Consider the following 18,852-nt stretch of genomic DNA (forward strand, 5'->3'; position numbering starts at 1 on the left):
ATTTTTTATTTAAAACATTAATTTTTATAAAAAATAAGTCGTTTATATTAAACTTAAATTTTAGTTTAATATAAACGACTCTCTAATTATTCTTCACTATCTGTTTCTTCTAATAATCTTTCTAAACTAGTATCTATAATCTCTTCATTGTATTTTTCTTCATTAACTTCAATATTGTTTTCTTCATCTAAGCCTAGCTGTTCTTCTTTTTCTTCTTCAGTTCCTGTTATTTTAGCTATTGCTACAACTTTTTCCTCTTCTCCAGTTCTCATAAGTGTAACACCCATTGCTGATCTACTTGTTACTGATATATCTGCTACATTTATTCTTATTGCTACACCACTTGTGTTTATAAGCATTAATTCATCGTCTACCTTACATACTGTAGCTCCTATAAGCTTACCAGTCTTTTCTGATATCTTATAAGTTATCAGACCTGTTCCGCCTCTTTTTTGTCTCTTATATTCTGTAACTGGTGTTCTCTTACCAAATCCATTTTCGCTAATAACTAATAAATCTTCACCTTCTACAGCTATATCCATGCATACAGCTATATCATCTTTTCTTAAGTTTATAGATCTAACTCCTGAAGCAGTTCTTCCCATTGGTCTTACATCTTGTTCATTAAACTTAATTGCATTACCATCTTGGGTTGCTATTATAATATCAGCATCTCCACGTGTAACCTTAACCTTAAGAAGCTCATCTCCATCTCTTAAGTTAATAGCTATTAATCCATTCTTCCTTAGATTCTTAAATTCTGATAAAGGAGTCTTCTTAACTAAACCTTGCTTTGTTCCCATAAATAAGAATCCTTCATTTACATTATCTCTAACTGTTAGTACAGTTTCTATTCTTTCATCTTGTTCTATAGCTATTAAATTAATTATATTAGTTCCCTTTGCTGTTCTTCCTGCATCTGGTATTTCATATGCCCTTAATTTATATACTCTACCTCTGTTAGTGAAGAATAGTACATCTGAATGTGTTGATGTTATATTAACATGTTCTACAAAATCATCTTCCTTAGTTGACATTGCCTGAATACCTCTACCCCCTCTTCTTTGAGCGGAATAAGTATCAGCTGATATTCTCTTTATATATCCTGAATGTGTTAATGTAACAACAACCTCTTCTTCTTGTATAAGATCCTCAATATCTATTTCATTTACTATTTTTTCTATATTACTTCTTCTACTATCACCATATCTAGCTTTTATTTCTAATAATTCTTCTTTTATAACGCTTAGAAGCTTTTCTTCACTGGCAAGTATTGAGTTTAAGTATTCTATTAATTTCATAAGATCGGCATATTCTTCTTCTATCTTATCTCTTTCTAATCCTGTAAGTCTTCTAAGTCTCATTTCAAGGATTGCTTGAGCTTGTTTTTCACTTAATGCAAATCTTTCTATTAATGTATTTTTAGCTATTTCACTAGTTTTTGAACTTCTAATAATACTAATAACTTCATCAATATTATCAAGTGCTATTCTTAATCCTTCTAGAATGTGTGCTCTTGCTTCAGCCTTATTTAATTCAAAAATAGTTCTTCTAGTTACAACTTCTTTTTGGAATGTTATATAATGATTTAAAACTTGTTTAATATTCAATACTTGCGGTTCATTATTAACTAATGCCAGCATTATAACCCCAAAAGTATCTTGCATTTTAGTATGCTTATATAGCATATTTAAAACTACTGTAGGATTAGCATCTCTTTTAAGTTCTATAACAATTCTCATACCTTCTCTATCAGATTCATCTCTTAAATCTGATATACCAACTATTTTCTTATCTTTAACTAAGTCAGCTATTGTTTCTATTAGTTTAGCTTTATTTACTTGATAAGGTATTTCTGTAACTATTATTTTATGTCTTCCATTCTCTTCTTCTATTTCAGCCTTAGCTCTTACTACTACTCTTCCTTTTCCAGTTTCATAAGCAGCTCTAATTCCAGCCTTCCCCATTATAGTACCACCAGTTGGGAAATCTGGTCCTTTAATTACTGTCATTAATTCTAAAATATTAGTTTCTGGATTATCTATAAGCATTATTGTTCCATCAATAACTTCACCTAAATTATGTGGTGGAATATTAGTTGCCATACCAACAGCTATTCCTGATGATCCATTAACTAAAAGGTTAGGATATCTTGATGGTAATACATCTGGTTCTTTTTCTTCACCATCAAAGTTTGGAATAAAATTAACAGTATCTTTATTTATGTCTCTTAACATTTCACTTGCTATTTTATTCATTTTTGCTTCTGTATATCTCATTGCAGCTGCACTATCTCCATCTACAGAACCAAAGTTTCCATGGCCATCTACTAGCATATATCTCATTGAGAAGTCTTGTGCCATTCTAACTAATGCATCATAAACTGAAGAATCACCATGTGGGTGATATTTACCTAAAACTTCCCCTACTATTCTTGCACATTTTCTATAACCTTTTTCAGGAGCTAAGCCAAGTTCTTGCATAGAAAATAATATTCTTCTATGAACTGGCTTTAATCCATCTCTAACATCAGGTAATGCACGACCTACTATAACACTCATAGCATAATCTATATAGCATTTTTTCATTTCTTTATTTATATCTACAGGTATAACTTTTCCCTCGTTTAAACTCATGTACTTCACCTCGTTTTAGTACTAAACATCTAAGTTACTTACTTTTTTAGCATTCTTTGTAATAAAATCTCTTCTTGGCTCTACTTTATCACCCATTAATATAGTGAATATTTCGTCTGCTGCTATAGCATCCTCAATTGTAGCTCTTAATAACACTCTCTTCTCTGGATCCATTGTTGTATCCCATAATTGTGTTGCATTCATTTCACCAAGACCTTTATATCTTTGAATATTAGTAGAATTATCTTTTCCACCTATTTCAATTAATGTCTTTTCAAGTTCAGCATCTGAATAAGCATAATATTCTTTTTTATTTTTCTTTACTTGATACAATGGTGGTTGAGCTATATAAACATGACCTTTTTCTAACATCTCTCTCATATATCTATAGAAGAATGTTAATAGTAATGTTCTGATATGTGCACCATCAACATCGGCATCTGTCATTATTATTATTCTGTTATATCTTATTTTATCTAAGTCAAAGTCTTTACCAATTCCAGCACCAAAAGCTGTAACCATTGATCTAATAGAATCGGAATTTAGTATTTTATCAAGTCTTTGCTTTTCAACATTAATTATCTTACCTCTTAAAGGTAATATAGCTTGGAATTTTCTATCTCTTCCTTGCTTAGCTGAACCTCCAGCTGAATCTCCTTCGACTATATAAATTTCACACTCCATTGGATCCTTTGATGAGCAATCCGCTAACTTACCTGGTAATGATGAACGTTCAAGAACTGATTTTCTAGTTAATTCCCTAGCTTTTCTTGCAGCATCTCTTGCTCTTGCCGCCATTAATGCTTTTTCTATTACTATTTTTCCTACATTAGGATTTTCCTCTAAGAATATTCCAACCCCTTCTCCTAGTATAGAATCAACTACTCCTCTTACCTCTGAGTTACCTAATTTAGTTTTAGTTTGACCTTCAAATTGAGGTTCTGAAATTTTTACAGATACTACTGCAGTTAATCCTTCTCTAATATCGTCTCCTGAAAGATTTTTATCATTTTCTTTGATATGACCAAATTTCTTTGCATAATCATTTATAATTCTTGTTAGAGCTGTTTTAAATCCTGCTAAGTGTGTTCCACCCTCTATTGTGTCTATATTATTTGCAAATGAATAAAGATTTTCTGTATATCCATCATTATATTGAAGTGCTATTTCCGCAATTATTCCATCCTTTTCACCCTCTACATATATTGGGGTTGGATGTAAAACCTCTTTATTTCTATTTAGGTATGATACAAATTCTTTTATACCACCTTCATACAAATATATCTCTTCTTTTTCTTCATCTTCTCTTTTATCTATTAATGTTATACAAATACCCTTATTTAAAAATGCTAATTCTCTTAATCTATGTGATAAAATATAAAAATCATATTCTATTTCTTCGAATATTTCGGTATCTGGTTTAAATTTTACTTGGGTTCCATGATCATCAGAGTCCCCGATTTTAATTAAATCTGAAAGTACTGCTCCTCTTGAATACTTTTGTCTCCATATACTTCCTTCTCTTTTTACAGTAACTTCACACCACTCTGAAAGAGCATTAACTACAGATGCACCAACACCATGTAATCCACCAGATACCTTGTATCCTCCCCCTCCAAATTTTCCACCGGCATGAAGTACTGTCATAATAACCTCTACTGTTGATTTTCCCATTTTAGGGTGTATACCTGTTGGCATACCTCTACCATCATCAATTACAGTTATTGAATTATCTTCATTTATTGTTACTTCTATATTTTCACAAAATCCTGCTAGAGCCTCATCTATACTATTATCAACTATCTCATAAACTAAATGATGTAATCCTCTAGAACTTGTACTTCCTATATACATTCCAGGTCTTTTTCTAACAGCTTCTAGTCCTTCTAAAACCTGAATCTGACTCTCATCATAACTTTGCTTGTTTTCTTCCAACATAAGCTCCTCCTAAAATAATATTTTGCATTATAATCTCAATGAAGGTTTTAACATTGGATTTATGGATTATAATCGATATTTGTTCTCTTTGTTAAAGTTGATGATGATATAGGTGATAAATAAACCTTACTCATCTTGTTAACCTCAGCAATAACAAATGATTTTGGTTTTTCTTTCGAAATTCTCTCTACGAACCCATCTTCCTCTGCCATTCTTAAAAATGCACTAGTATCTGAACTATACATAGTTGTTTGCAAGTCAAAAATTCCAATTACATCTTTAACTGGTACAACTACATTTTCTCCTAAATGTAAAAACATAAGAATTCCTCCCTTAATTTAGGATTTCTCCATCTTTAACCTTAAAAACCTTAGAGTTTTCATCTAAATAATCAGTTAAGTCCTCTATCCCTGTACAGGTTATTACTGTTTGAATCTCTCCAATGGTGCTAAGGATATACCTTTTTCTACTAAAATCCAATTCTGACAACACATCATCTAATAATAAAACAGGGTATTCTGATGTTATCTCTTTGATTATCTTCAAAGATGCAAATTTAATTGTTAATACTGCAGTTCTTTGTTGACCCTGAGATCCAAAACTTTTAGTATCAACACCATTTATTAAGACTAAAAAATCGTCTCTATGTGGTCCGATACTAGTTATACCTTTTTCCATATCCTTTTTTCTATTTCTTTTTAAAAGTTTATAAAAATTATCTTGTATATTATTAAAGTCTTTTACAGTACTGGTATATTTAAATTCTATATCTTCTTTTCCTGATGATATATCGTTATGTATATCTTTTCCATAAAGATTTAGTTTATCCATATATTTAATTCTGTCTATAATTATATGATACCCATAATTTACTAATTGCATATCATAAATTTCTAAAATTTCTTCATCAATTTTTCTATTTTTCAAAACAGCGTTCCGTTCATTCAAAATTTTATTATATTGAACTAGATTATAATAATATCTTGAATCTAATTGACAGAGCTCCATATCTATAAATCTTCTTCTTACTCCTGGTGAATCTTTAATAATTTTAAGATCTTCTGGTGAAAACATCACAACATTAAAGTTGCCAAATAGTTCTCCTATTTTACTCACCTTAATCTTATTTATCATTATAGCTTTTCGTCCATCTTTTAAAATATTTATATCAATTCTCTTATCTAACCGATCCTTCCCTACAGTTAAACTAATATATGCATTTTCAGAGTTCCAATTTATTAATTCTTTGTCTCTAGATGTCTTATGTGATTTGGCAAAAGCACAATAATACATAGCTTCTAATACATTAGTTTTACCCTGTGCATTATTCCCCATAAATACATTTACATATTTTCCCAAGTTTATATCTAAAGCTCTATAGTTTCTATAATTTAACATTTGAAGTCTTTTAATATACATTTTAACACCTATTTTAATTATAACATATTAGAGGAATAAAAAGTAATTTAAGAAAATATTTAAGTAATCCTATAAAATTGTTATATAACTTTATATTTCTCACCTTCAAATTCAACTATATCTCCAACTCTTATCTTTTTTCCTCTTTGAGTACAAATTTCTCCATTAACAGTTACCATTTCATCTAAAATATAGATTTTAGCTTCCGATCCTAAAGATGCAACTCCACACCATTTTAAAAAAGAATCTAATTTTATAAACTCTGTATTTATTTTAACCTCTTGCATTTTACCAATTGCATGCATATTTTTACACTTTTTATGCATACTCCTCCTATCTTATTAATCTTACTGGTAGTACTAGATATTTAGAATTATCCATATTTTTACACTTTATTACACATGGACTTACACTTGAACTCATTTCCATAACAACTTCATCATCTTCCATATTTTTAAGAACATCTAAAAGATATCTTGAATTAAATGCAATTTGAACCCCTTCACCTTGCAATACTATAGATAATTCCTCTCTCACTTTTCCCAATTGAGAATTGGAAGTAATAACTAAAGTGTCTTCTTGGACATCTAATTTAATAAGATTGCTATTTCCATCTTTAGCCATTAAAGACGCTCTTTCAATACAACTTTGTAATTCTTGCTTCTTAACATCCACTAATATTTTGTATTCTTGTGGTAATAAAGATTCATAATTTACAAATTTACCATCAAGTAGTCTTGAAATTATTTTTGTTTCATTCAAATTAAATAATATATGGTTATTGGTAAAAGTTATTTTTACTATATCTGAAATATCTTCAAGTATTTTTGATACTTCATTTAATGTTTTACCAGGAATAACAACTTCTATATCATTTTCATTATCTAAAAATTCACTTCTAACTGCTAATCTGTATCCATCTAAGGCTACTAAATTTAATTTTTTATTTTTAACCTCAAATAAAATACCTTGTAATATAGGTCTAGTTTCATCTTGAGCTATTGCAAAAGATGTACCTTTAATCATATTCTTTAATATATTTTGAGGAACTTCTACGTTTAAATCCTCATTTATAGTTGGTAATGCAGGATAATCATCACCATTCATATAAACTAAGTTAAAAACTGACTTTTCACAAGTTATTTGAATTATGTCATTTTCTAAAGTTTCTATTTTAACATCTGAGTTAGGCAACTTTCTTATAATTTCACTAAATATCTTTGAATCAATAACTAGCATACCTTCTTCTAATACATCTGCTTTAACTTTAGTTTCTATAGATACGTCCATATCAGATCCTATTAAAGTTAAACCTGATTTAGTAGCATTTATATAAATACCCTCTAGTATAGGCATAGTAGTTTTTCCAGTTATAGCTTTAGTCGCTATTGAAATTCCTTCTTGTAGTTTTTGTTTTTCACATATAAAAATCATAAAAATACCTCCTTATTTATGCACAGTAGATTTCTTATTAAATAAGATAATATATAGATAATATTTAATAATAATAGTAGTAGGGGCTGTGGAAATGTTGATAAGTACTCTTAGCCCTCAAAAACACTAGGTTTTTTATAAAAAAATATTGTGGATAAGTACAGCAAAAAATATACATCTTATCCACAGTATTAACAGGTAATGAAATTTTTCTTAGTTATCCACAATAAATTCAATAAAGTTATGTACAGTTGTTGATTAATTTTGAGTTAGCTTCTTTGTTATATCATTTACTGTGTGTTGTAGACTTTCATCAGTATTTAAACTATCAGAAATTTTTTCATAAGCATGGATTACAGTTGTATGGTCTCTACCACCAAATTCTTCACCAATTTTAGGCAAAGACATATCTGTTAATTTTCTGCTTAAATACATAGCTATTTGTCTTGGATAGGCTACATTTCTAGTTCTTCTTTGAGATTTTAAATCCTCAATTCTTAAATTAAAATATCCAGAAACAACATCTTGTATTACATCTATAGTAATATTTTTATTTTGCTTATTAGATATTATATCCTTTAATGCTTCACTGGCTAATTCTACAGTTATAGGTTTATTTGTTAATGATGAATAAGCAACTATTCTTATTAAAGCACCTTCTAATTCCCTTATATTTGATTTAATTTTTGTAGCTATATAAACCATAACTTCATTAGCCACATTAAGTTTTTCTACATCAGCCTTTTTCTTTAAAATAGCCATTCTAGTTTCAAAATCCGGAGCCTGAATATCCGCAATTAACCCCCATTCGAATCTAGAACGAAGTCTATCTTCTAATGTTGGAATTTCTTTTGGTGGTCTATCGGATGATAAGATTATTTGTTTATTAGCATCATGTAATTCATTAAAAGTATGGAAAAACTCTTCTTGAGTTCTTTCTTTTCCAGCAATAAATTGAATATCGTCAATTAAAAGTATATCTACATTTCTATACTTATTTCTAAACTCTTCATTTTTATCATCTTTAATTGCATTTATTAATTCATTTGTAAATTTTTCAGAAGATACATAAACAACCTTAGCATTTGTATTATTTTGAAGCACATAATGACCAATTGCATGCATTAAATGCGTTTTTCCAAGTCCAACTCCTCCATAAATAAATAAAGGATTATAAGCTTTTGCTGGTGATTCAGCAACAGCTAATGATGCCGCATGAGCAAATCTATTACTATTACCAATGACAAAAGAATCAAATGTATATTTAGGATTTAATGTACTAGACATTTCATCATTTACAATAACTGAAGTTTTATCATTAATTTTTAGCTTTTGGTGGTCTTCTTTTTCCTTTTCTTCAGCTTCTAAAAGATCAGATGCTATTAAAAATTCTACAGAATATAATTTAGAACAAGCTGCTTCTATTGAATTTACAACTAAGTCTTTATATCTCTTTTCTAAAATATCCTGAGTAAATGAATTAGGAACACTAATCTTTATAGTATTGGAAGATATAGAAATCGGTTCGCAACTCTTTATCCATGTATTAAAGCTAACTTCACTCATTTCACCTTTGATTATATTTAATGTTTTTTCCCATAAGGATTTTAGCTCAGTATCCATTGTATATCCTCCATAAAAATAAATTTTGAAATAATATAATAACAAGTTAATCACAATATATCAACATAATTATTAACAGGTATGTAAGTATGTTAGTAATAAGCATAAAAGTTATGCACATGTTAATAATTATGTTGACACATATAACTACTTAAAGTTATCCACAATATAATTATGTACAATTTTAAACATTATTAACAGTGTATAAAAGTATTATTTTTGCTAATAATAAGCATATAAGAATAAGTTTTCAAGAAAGAATAAACAAGTTATGCACAATTTTATCCACAGATGTGGATAACTTTTGTTATGCACAATTTTATTCACACTCAATATTAATAATAACATAAGTTAAATACAGTGTTCAAGAAGTTATCCACAAAAACTATGTGAATATTTTTATGTTATCAACATAAAATTGGAAATTATAGCGTATTGACATAAAATCACGATATATATATAATAATAAAGTAAATTTAAAATACTCGAATAGTATAGTTACTACTATATAAATAAATATTTTAAAGGGGGTGTAGTGAAATGTTCATGACATACCAACCAAAAAAGAAACAAAGAAAAAGAGAACATGGATTCAGAAAAAGAATGAGTTCTTTAGCAGGAAGAAACGTTCTTAAGAGAAGAAGACAAAAAGGTAGAAAAAAATTAACAGCATAAGGGCCGCAATTAGTGGCCTTTTTTCTGCAACTGCAGGAAAAAAAGGAGTATTAAATTTCTAATGGTATATAGATTAAGAAAAAATAATGAGTTTAGAGTTGTGTATAGAAGAGGAAAGTCATTAGCAAATGGCCTTTTAGTTTTATACATTTATAACAATAGAACAAATAGAGATGAAAAAGGACATCCTTATAATAAGGTAGGGATTTCTGTAAGTAAAAAAGTAGGTAATAGTGTAGTTCGAAGTAGAAGTAAACGATTGATTAGTGAGAGCTATAGATTGAATTGTGAAAATTTGAAAGAGGGCTATGACTTTATTTTTATAGCAAGAACTTCAATGAAAGGAAAAAGCTATCAAGAGGTTGAGGAAGCTATGAAAAAACTTTTTTCAAAGGCAGGATTATATAAATAATGAAGAAAATAATGCTAAAAATTATAGATTTATATAGAAAATATATTTCACCAATGAGACCACCATGCTGTATATATGTTCCAACTTGCTCACAATATGCAATAGAGGCAATTAATAAATATGGAGCTTTAAAAGGTGGTTTTTTAGCAATTAAACGTATTTTGAGGTGTAATCCATTTTCTAAAGGTGGATATGACCCTGTTAAATAAGGAGGCTAGGCGCAAAATATGATGAACTTTTTATCACCAATAACAGACTTTTTAACTGTAATATTTAATGGTCTGCATAATTTTATACTTGAGGTATTTAATATGCAACCAAGTGGTGTATCTTATGTATTAGCAATACTTGTTTTTACAGTAATAATAAGATTACTTATACTACCATTAAATATTAAATCAACAAGATCAAATGCAAGATTACAAGAAATTCAACCGGAACTAAAAGCTATACAAAAAAAGTATGCAAATGATCCACAAAAGATGCAAATGGAATATTCCAAATGTATGAAAGAAAATAAAGTTAGTATGTTTGGAGGTTGTTTACCAACATTACTACCTCTTCCAATACTATTTGCTTTATATTATGTATTTATGAATATTGATAAATCCGCTGTTGCTGATCCATCATTCTTATGGATATCAAATGTATTTAATAAAGATACTTATATGATATTACCGATAATGGCATTTTTAAGCACTTATATACCAAGTTTATTACTTAGTAAGTCAATGCCACAAAGTGAAGATAGTCCTATGAATATGAAGACTATGAACTTAATGATGGCTGGTATGATGGGTATTATGGCTATTAATTTCAGTTCAATATTAGTTATATACTGGATAATAGGTGGAGTTATACAATTAGCTCAAACATATTTCTTAAATTATTTACCAGCTAAGAAGAGAGAAGAAGAAAAAGCAGTTATAGATGGTCAAAAGATCATTGATAATGTTAAAAAAGCAACACCAAAAACTAAAAAGAGAAAATAAAGAAATACTATTATAAATAGTATTTATAGGTGGGTGAATAGGGTATGAAAATATTAGAAATGACAGGCAAAACAGTAGATGAAGCTGTACAAAATGCCTTAAAGCAATTAAATGTTACAAAAGATAAAATTGAAGTAGAGGTAATCGAAGAAGGTTCTAAGGGATTTCTAAATCTTATAGGATCTAAGCCTGCTAAAGTATTAGTTAAGGTTAAAAGAGATTATCTACAAGAGGGAAAGACTTTTTTAAGAAGTGTTCTTGATTCTATGGGAGTTAAAGCTGAAATAAGGATAAAGGAAGAAAATGATATTATAAACATAAATCTTACTGGTCCTAAAATGGGTTTAATAATAGGCTATAGGGGGGAAACTTTAGATTCTCTTCAATACTTAGTATCTTTAGTTGTTAATAAGGGTCATGATATATCATATAAAAAAGTTGTTCTAGATACTGAAAATTATAGAAAAAAAAGAGAAGAAACTTTGATAAGAGTTGCTGAAAAGACAGCTTATAAAGTTAGAAAAACTAGAAGAGCTTATAGACTTGAGCCAATGAACCCATATGAAAGAAGAGTTATTCACTCAGCACTACAAGATAATGAATATGTTTATACTTTTAGTGAAGGTGAAGAACCACATAGAAGAATAGTTGTAGATATTAGAAATAAGTAAAAGGAAGCCTTAAATAGGCTTTCTTTTTATTTAACGAATTTTTGACTAAATTTAAATAGTTTTGTAAAATGAATATTAGTTAAAATGGGTTATACTAATAGATAGGAGGAAACTCTAAGGAGGAATATAGAATGAAAGAATTTGATACGATTTGTGCTATAGCAACGGCTATAGGTGAAGGTGGTATTGCTATAATAAGAGTTTCAGGGGATAAAGCCCTAGAAATTGTTTCAAAGGTTTTTAAGGCTAAGAGCGGAACAGATATAAAGGCTATGAAATCTTATACTATGAAATATGGGCATATTGTTTCTTTAGATACTAAAGAGTTAGTAGACGAAGTTATAATAAGTTATATGAAAGGCCCAAAAAGTTTTACAGCTGAGGATACAGTAGAAATTAATTGTCATGGTGGAGTAACATCAACTAATAAAGTTTTAGAAACTGTATTAAAAGCTGGAGCAAGACTAGCTGAACCAGGAGAATTTACTAAAAGGGCATTTTTAAATGGCAGGATAGATTTATCACAGGCAGAAGCAGTGATGGATTTAATAACTGCTAAAACTGACTTGGCTATGAAATCAGCTTTAATGCAAAGCACAGGGGTACTTTCCCAGGAAATAAATAAGTTAAGAGAATATTTATTAAATGTATTAGCTTTAATAGAGTATGCTGTTGACTTTACTGAAGATGATGAGGAAGTAGACCCAACTATACCTATAAGAGTAGCAGAAAGCTTAGATAAAGCCGTATATGAAATGAATAGGTTATTAAAAAGTGCAGATGAGGGGAAAATAATAAGAGATGGTTTAAGTTTAGCCATAGTTGGTAAGCCTAATGTAGGGAAATCATCTCTTTTAAATACATTATTAAGAGAGAAAAGAGCTATAGTTACTGATATTGCAGGTACAACTAGAGATGTAATTGAAGAATATATAAATTTAGATGGTATTCCAGTAAAGATAATAGATACTGCAGGAATAAGAGAGACTGAGGATATTGTTGAAAAAATTGGTGTAGAAAAATCTAAAGAAAAAATAAAAGAGTCAGATTTAGTACTTTTAGTTTTAGATTCATCTAGAAATTTAGACGAAGAGGATAAAGAAATAATTTCTGCTATAGAAAATAAAAAAACAATAGTTCTTTTAAATAAAATTGATTTAGAAACTAAGCTAGATGAAAATTTAATAAATTCTTTTGAAAATATAATTAAAATTTCAGCCAAAGAAGAACTTGGAATAGATGGATTAAAAAATGAGATAAAAAATATGTTCTTTAATGGTAAAATAGATAGTGAAAGTTTAATAATATCTAATTCAAGACATAAGCAAGCACTAATAAGAGCTAAAGAAAATTCAGAAAATGCTCTTATTCGTGTGAAAAATAATGAGTTTTTAGATTTAATTTCTATATATGTTACTTCAGGGCTAAAGGCACTAGGAGAAATCACAGGCTCTGAATTAGAAGAGGATTTAGTTAATAAAATATTTAGAGAATTTTGTTGTGGAAAGTAGGAGAAATAAAATAATGAAATATACAGCAGGAGAATATGACGTAGTTGTTGTTGGAGCAGGTCATGCAGGTTGTGAGGCAGCCCTTGCAACAGCTAGGATGGGATTAAAAACATTAATATGTACTACTAATCTTGATTCAATAGCAATGATGCCTTGTAACCCTAATATAGGGGGAACCGCTAAGGGGCATCTTGTTAGAGAAATAGATGCATTAGGTGGAGAAATGGGTATTAATATTGATAATACTTATATTCAATCAAGAATGCTTAATACATCAAAGGGACCAGCAGTGCATTCACTAAGAGCACAAGCGGATAAAAAGAAATATCAATCAAGAATGAAAAGTGTATTAGAAAAACAAGATAACTTAAGTATAAGACAATTAGAAGTTATAGATATTGAAGTTAAAGAAGGTAAAATATCAGGAGTGCTTACTAAAAATGGCGCTTTCTTTGAGTGTAAAGCAGTAATACTTACTACAGGAACTTATTTAAGGGCTAGAATTATAATTGGAGATGTTACATATAATAGTGGTCCTAATGGATTGGCAGCAGCTAATGAGCTATCTCAATCATTAATTGATTTAGGAATTTCTCTTAGACGATTTAAAACTGGTACACCAGCTAGAATCAATATGAAATCAGTAGATTTTTCAAAAATGATTGAACAACCGGGTGATGAAAAGATAGTTCCATTTTCATTTATGAGCGAAAATATAGAAAGAGAGCAAGTACCTTGTTGGCTTACTTATACAAGTGAAGAAACTCACAAAATTATACAAGAAAACATAGGGAGATCACCTATGTATAATGGAGTAATAGAAGGTGTAGGACCTAGGTATTGTCCATCTATAGAAGATAAAGTAATGAGATTTCCAGATAAGAGTAGACATCAAATATTTGTTGAACCAGAAGGTGAAGATACATTAGAAATGTATCTAGGTGGAATATCATCATCTTTACCAGAAGATGTTCAAATAAAAATGTTAAAAACTGTAGCAGGCTTAGAAAATGTAGAGATAATGAGAACTGCTTATGCAATAGAATATGATTCAATTGATCCAACTCAATTAAAACCATCATTAGAGTTTAAAAATATTGAAGGGCTTTATGGTGCGGGACAATTAAATGGTAGTTCAGGATATGAGGAAGCTGCAGGACAAGGAATTGTAGCAGGAATTAATGCGGCCTTAAAGCTTAAAGGAAGAGATCCAATGATACTTACACGTTCAGATGGATATATAGGTGTATTAATAGATGACTTAGTTACAAAGGGAACTAATGAGCCTTATAGAATGATGACATCTAGAGCGGAATATAGATTGTTATTAAGACAAGATAATGCAGATTTTAGATTAACAGAAATAGGATATAATGCTGGATTAGTTACAGAGGAACGATATAATAAATTTATTAAAAGAAAAGAAGATATTGAAAATGAAATAAAAAGATTAAAGGATTTACAAATAACTAACAAAAAAGAAATAAATGAATATTTATTATCGTTAGGATCAGCTGAATTGAAAAAGCCTATTAAATTTTATGAGTTAATAAAACGTCCAGAAGTAGATTATTTCAGTCTATCAGAATTAGATCCAGAAAGACCAGAATATCCTGATAATGTTGGAGAACAAATTAATATAGTTGCTAAGTATGAAGGATATATAGAAAGTCAATTAGAACAAGTTAATCAATTTAGAAAATTTGAGAAAAAATTAATACCTGAAGGTATAGATTATAAAGAAATAAAAGGATTAAGAATAGAGGCAATACAAAAATTAACTAATATAAAACCATTAAGTATTGGTCAGGCATCAAGAATATCTGGTGTATCACCAGCAGATATATCCGTACTACTAATATACTTAGAACATCAATACAAGAATAAAGAGTAATTTTTACGGAGGCAAACATGGAATTTTTTGAATTAATGAAAGAAGCAGCATTAGATGCAGGACAAGATATTTCAGAAAATCAATATAACCAATTCATTAAATATATGAGGTTGGTTCAAGAATGGAATGAAAAAATAAATCTAACTGCAATAACAGAAGATGAAGAAGTAGTAAAAAAGCATTTTATAGACTGTATAAAGGCATTTAAATCTGAAGCTATAAGAAATGCAAAAACTATAATTGATGTTGGAACAGGGGCTGGATTTCCAGGATTACCAATTGCAATAATGAATCCTAATGTAAAAGTAACATTATTAGATTCATTAAATAAAAGAATTAATTTTTTAAACACTGTTGTTAGAGAATTAGGATTGAAAAATGTAACTACAATTCACTCAAGAGCAGAGGATGGGGCAAGAAATAAAGAATTAAGAGAAAAATTTGATGTGGCAACTTCAAGAGCAGTAGCAAATATGGCTGTATTATCAGAGTTTTGTATGCCTTATGTTAAAGTAGGGGGATATTTTGTTGCTTTAAAGGGCCCAGCGGTAGATGAAGAATTAAAAGGGGCTAATAATGCAATAAAAACACTTGGTGGAGAATTTAAAGGTGTTATATCTATTGAGATAGAAGATACTGATTTAAGACATAATGTAGTTGAAGTAAAGAAAATTAAGGCGTGTTCCAAAGTATATCCGAGAAAAGCGGGAACTGTAAATAAAAATCCAATAAAATAGTATATAAATTCTACAATAAAGGTCATATTTAGCAGTCGATAAATACAATATAATATAAATATTGAATAGCATTTGTAAATATATGATATTTTTATAGCTAATTTGTATTACGATTTAAGGCATAATAAAAAGGAATTTAGAGAAAAAAATAGAATTGTTAAATCATGGAATAAAATGGTGATTTATAATAATGAGGGATGGTTGGGTGCATATGAATAGAGAAATTACAAATATTAATGTTGATAGGATTTTTCCTAATACATATCAACCGAGGAAATTTTTTAATGAAGAAGCGTTGATGGAATTATCTCAATCAATAAAGGAGCATGGAATTATACAACCAATTACAGTAAGAAAAAGAGGTGAAGGTTTCGAACTAGTAGCTGGAGAAAGAAGATGGAGAGCAGCTAGATTAGCTGAATTAGATATAGTACCATGTAACATTATAGAAATAACAGATACACAATCTGCTGAAATAGCACTTTTAGAAAATTTACAAAGAGAAGATTTAAATTTTATGGAAGAAGCAGAGGCGTATTATAATCTTATACATGATCATAAATTTACACAAGATGAATTAGCTAAAAGAATGGGTAAAAAACAATCTACAATAGCTAATAAGTTAAGACTACTAAAGTTAGATGATAAAGTAAGAAAAATTTGTGTTGATAGCAAATTAACAGAAAGACATGCTAGAGCATTATTATCATTACCAACGGTTGAATTACAATTGAAAGTTGTTGAGAAGGTTGTAAAAAATTCTTTAAATGTAAAGGGAACTGAAGAACTTATAAATAAAGAACTTTTAAAATTAGCTGGAGAAGAGTTAAATGATAAAACAAAGAAAAAAGTAAAAAGTGTTTTTCCAGCAAAATTATATGTAAATACTATAAAACAGGTTTTTGATAAATTTAATATTCCAGCAGAATATAAATTTAAGGATGCTGATGATTGTATTCAAATAACAGTGTCTATTCCTAAAAAATAATATTAAAAATTAAAGAGATTAAGATGTTATATAGACATTTTGCTTTAATATAAAAAGTCCATGGTTATTAAGAATTACTTCTTATAATCATGGATTTTTCTATTTAAGAAAAAAATTTCAATTAAAGAGTAATATTACATACTTTTTTATTATGTTAATCTTTTAATATGAAGTAAAACTATATATAATAATAATATAGGAAGGGGGTGTAGCTCTAAAAGGTTAGAGCTTTCTTATGAAAAAAATTTGCGTTTTTAATCAAAAAGGTGGGGTGGGAAAGACTACCACTAATATTAATCTATGTGCATATTTAGCAATGGAAGGTTATAAGGTACTAACTATAGATATAGATCCTCAAGGAAACACTACTAGTGGTTTAGGATTAGACAAAAGAAATCTTGAACTATCTATGTATGATGTATTAACTTCAGATGCATCATTAAACGATGTTATATTAAAAAGCGAACTTGTTCAAAATTTATTTATTGCTCCGTCAACAATGGAACTTGCAGGAGCAGAAGTAGAAGTAATAGGAAAAGAAAATAGAGAAACTATTCTAATGAATAAAATAAAAGAAATTGAAGATGAATATGATTTTATATTTATTGACTGTCCACCATCATTAGGGGTACTTACAATAAATGCATTAACTTCAGTTCAATCGGTATTAATACCGATACAATGCGAATTCTATGCATTAGAGGGTGTAGGGCAACTAATGAATACAATTAAGTTAGTTAAAAAGTCTTTAAATAAAGACTTGGAAATTGAAGGTGTTATTATGACAATGTATGATTATAGAACTAACTTAAGCAATGAAGTTTTTGAAGAGGTTAAAAACTTCTTTAATGAAAAAGTATTTAAAACTACTATTTCAAGAAATATAAGGTTAGCCGAAGCACCAAGTTTTGGATTACCAATTATGCTGTATGATGAAAAGTGTAAAGGTGCAGAAGCCTATAGATCGTTAACTAAAGAATTTTTAAGTAGGCAGGGTGAATAGATGAGTAAAAAATTTGCATTAGGAAAAGGTCTTGGAGCTTTGATTCCAGATGAAGTTAATAAAGATATTAATATAAAAAAAGAGGAATCAATAACAAATAATTTAAATATAGATATAAATCTTATTAAGAGTAATAATGAGCAACCAAGAAAGGCTTTCGATAATGAAAAGATAGCAGAATTAGCTCAATCAATTAAGGAACATGGAATAGTACAACCTATTCTACTTAGAAAACAAGGGAAAAACTATATTATAGTTGCTGGGGAGAGAAGATGGAGAGCTGCTAAGTTATTATCTTTAAAGGAAATTCCGGCTATAGTTATGGATCTTACAGAAAAAGAAGTGTTAGAAATTTCGTTGATTGAAAATATTCAAAGACAAGATTTAAATCCTATTGAAGAGGCTATAGCTTATAAGAGATTATTAAATGAATTTGATTTAACTCAAGAGGAGCTAAGTAAGAGGATTGGTAAATCAAGAGTAACTATAACAAATACTATTAGACTAGTTAACTTATGTGATACAGTAAAACAATATTTAATTGATGGCGTTATTTCAGAAGGTCACGGAAGGGTTTTATTAGCAATATCAGATGAAAAACTTCAATGTGAAATTGCACAAAAGGTAATTGATGAAAAGTTATCAGTAAGAGAACTAGAAAAATTAATAAAAACTCTTAATAATGAAAAGCAAATAGAAACTAGACAAAGAGAAAACAATCCATATTATAAGGATGTTACCGAAAGATTACAAAATTACTTTGGTACAAAAGTTAATATAAGCAACAAAAATAATAAAGGTAAGATAGAAATAGAATACTATTCAGATGAAGATTTACAAAGAATATTAGAAATCATAAACTTATAAAAATGTTTCACGTGAAACATTTTAACTTTTTATTTTATGTTTCACGTGAAAC

Annotated in this window: 18 protein-coding genes; 11 read left to right on the forward strand and 7 right to left on the reverse strand. The window is 28.9% G+C overall.

What is annotated here, in order from left to right:
- Positions 1–86: 86 nt before the first annotated feature.
- From gyrA to dnaA, 7 genes are all read right to left on the reverse strand, one after another.
- Positions 87–2,636 (reverse strand): DNA gyrase subunit A, encoded by a 2,550-nt coding sequence (gene gyrA, locus ACYQ1T_RS06160; protein WP_459832967.1) that lies wholly within the window; start codon positions 2,634–2,636, stop codon positions 87–89.
- Positions 2,637–2,657: 21 nt separating this feature from the next.
- Positions 2,658–4,574, reverse strand: a complete 1,917-nt coding sequence (gene gyrB / locus ACYQ1T_RS06165) for a DNA topoisomerase (ATP-hydrolyzing) subunit B (protein WP_459832970.1) — start codon at positions 4,572–4,574, stop codon at positions 2,658–2,660.
- A 59-nt stretch (positions 4,575–4,633) separates the two neighbouring features.
- Positions 4,634–4,894 carry an extracellular matrix regulator RemB gene (remB, locus tag ACYQ1T_RS06170; RefSeq protein ID WP_459832972.1) on the reverse strand — a complete coding sequence of 87 codons (261 nt, stop codon included), beginning with the start codon at positions 4,892–4,894 and terminating at the stop codon, positions 4,634–4,636.
- 13 nt (positions 4,895–4,907) lie between these two features.
- Positions 4,908–5,993, reverse strand: a complete 1,086-nt coding sequence (gene recF, locus ACYQ1T_RS06175; RefSeq protein ID WP_459832974.1) for a DNA replication/repair protein RecF — start codon at positions 5,991–5,993, stop codon at positions 4,908–4,910.
- Positions 5,994–6,073: 80 nt separating this feature from the next.
- Positions 6,074–6,280 (reverse strand): S4 domain-containing protein YaaA, encoded by a 207-nt coding sequence (yaaA, locus tag ACYQ1T_RS06180; RefSeq protein WP_459836470.1) that lies wholly within the window; start codon positions 6,278–6,280, stop codon positions 6,074–6,076.
- Between the two features lie 46 nt (positions 6,281–6,326).
- Positions 6,327–7,427, reverse strand: a complete 1,101-nt coding sequence (gene dnaN / locus ACYQ1T_RS06185) for a DNA polymerase III subunit beta (RefSeq protein ID WP_459832977.1) — start codon at positions 7,425–7,427, stop codon at positions 6,327–6,329.
- 258 nt (positions 7,428–7,685) lie between these two features.
- Entirely contained in the window at positions 7,686–9,050 is a 1,365-nt protein-coding gene (dnaA, locus tag ACYQ1T_RS06190; protein WP_459832980.1) for a chromosomal replication initiator protein DnaA, read from the reverse strand.
- A gap of 540 nt (positions 9,051–9,590) precedes the next feature.
- On the opposite strand from dnaA, the gene rpmH reads away from it, so the two are divergent.
- The 11 genes from rpmH (at position 9,591) to ACYQ1T_RS06245 (ending at position 18,800) form a co-directional block, all read left to right on the forward strand.
- The gene (gene rpmH, locus ACYQ1T_RS06195; protein WP_459832982.1) at positions 9,591–9,725 is read left to right on the forward strand and encodes a 50S ribosomal protein L34; all 135 of its coding nucleotides are present in this window, start codon (positions 9,591–9,593) and stop codon (positions 9,723–9,725) included.
- A gap of 61 nt (positions 9,726–9,786) precedes the next feature.
- A complete protein-coding gene (gene rnpA / locus ACYQ1T_RS06200; protein ID WP_459832985.1) occupies positions 9,787–10,137 on the forward strand; it encodes a ribonuclease P protein component in 351 nt (116 codons plus the stop codon).
- A complete protein-coding gene (yidD, locus tag ACYQ1T_RS06205) occupies positions 10,137–10,346 on the forward strand; it encodes a membrane protein insertion efficiency factor YidD (protein WP_459832987.1) in 210 nt (69 codons plus the stop codon). The genes rnpA and yidD overlap by 1 nt, the downstream gene beginning before the upstream one ends.
- Before the next feature lie 18 nt (positions 10,347–10,364).
- A complete protein-coding gene (gene yidC, locus ACYQ1T_RS06210; RefSeq protein WP_459832989.1) occupies positions 10,365–11,129 on the forward strand; it encodes a membrane protein insertase YidC in 765 nt (254 codons plus the stop codon).
- 44 nt (positions 11,130–11,173) lie between these two features.
- Positions 11,174–11,800: an RNA-binding cell elongation regulator Jag/EloR gene (jag, locus tag ACYQ1T_RS06215; protein WP_459832992.1), complete on the forward strand. Its 627-nt coding sequence runs from the start codon at positions 11,174–11,176 to the stop codon at positions 11,798–11,800.
- A 131-nt stretch (positions 11,801–11,931) separates the two neighbouring features.
- Positions 11,932–13,311: a tRNA uridine-5-carboxymethylaminomethyl(34) synthesis GTPase MnmE gene (gene mnmE / locus ACYQ1T_RS06220; RefSeq protein WP_459832994.1), complete on the forward strand. Its 1,380-nt coding sequence runs from the start codon at positions 11,932–11,934 to the stop codon at positions 13,309–13,311.
- A gap of 13 nt (positions 13,312–13,324) precedes the next feature.
- Positions 13,325–15,205: a tRNA uridine-5-carboxymethylaminomethyl(34) synthesis enzyme MnmG gene (mnmG, locus tag ACYQ1T_RS06225; RefSeq protein WP_459832997.1), complete on the forward strand. Its 1,881-nt coding sequence runs from the start codon at positions 13,325–13,327 to the stop codon at positions 15,203–15,205.
- Between the two features lie 17 nt (positions 15,206–15,222).
- Positions 15,223–15,942, forward strand: a complete 720-nt coding sequence (rsmG, locus tag ACYQ1T_RS06230) for a 16S rRNA (guanine(527)-N(7))-methyltransferase RsmG (protein ID WP_459832999.1) — start codon at positions 15,223–15,225, stop codon at positions 15,940–15,942.
- A gap of 211 nt (positions 15,943–16,153) precedes the next feature.
- Positions 16,154–16,930 (forward strand): nucleoid occlusion protein, encoded by a 777-nt coding sequence (gene noc, locus ACYQ1T_RS06235; protein ID WP_459833002.1) that lies wholly within the window; start codon positions 16,154–16,156, stop codon positions 16,928–16,930.
- Between the two features lie 235 nt (positions 16,931–17,165).
- Positions 17,166–17,933: a ParA family protein gene (locus ACYQ1T_RS06240; RefSeq protein ID WP_459833004.1), complete on the forward strand. Its 768-nt coding sequence runs from the start codon at positions 17,166–17,168 to the stop codon at positions 17,931–17,933.
- Positions 17,934–18,800, forward strand: a complete 867-nt coding sequence (locus ACYQ1T_RS06245) for a ParB/RepB/Spo0J family partition protein (protein ID WP_459833006.1) — start codon at positions 17,934–17,936, stop codon at positions 18,798–18,800.
- The last annotated feature ends 52 nt before the right edge of the window (positions 18,801–18,852 follow it).

Source organism: Clostridium carnis (genome assembly GCF_054657435.1).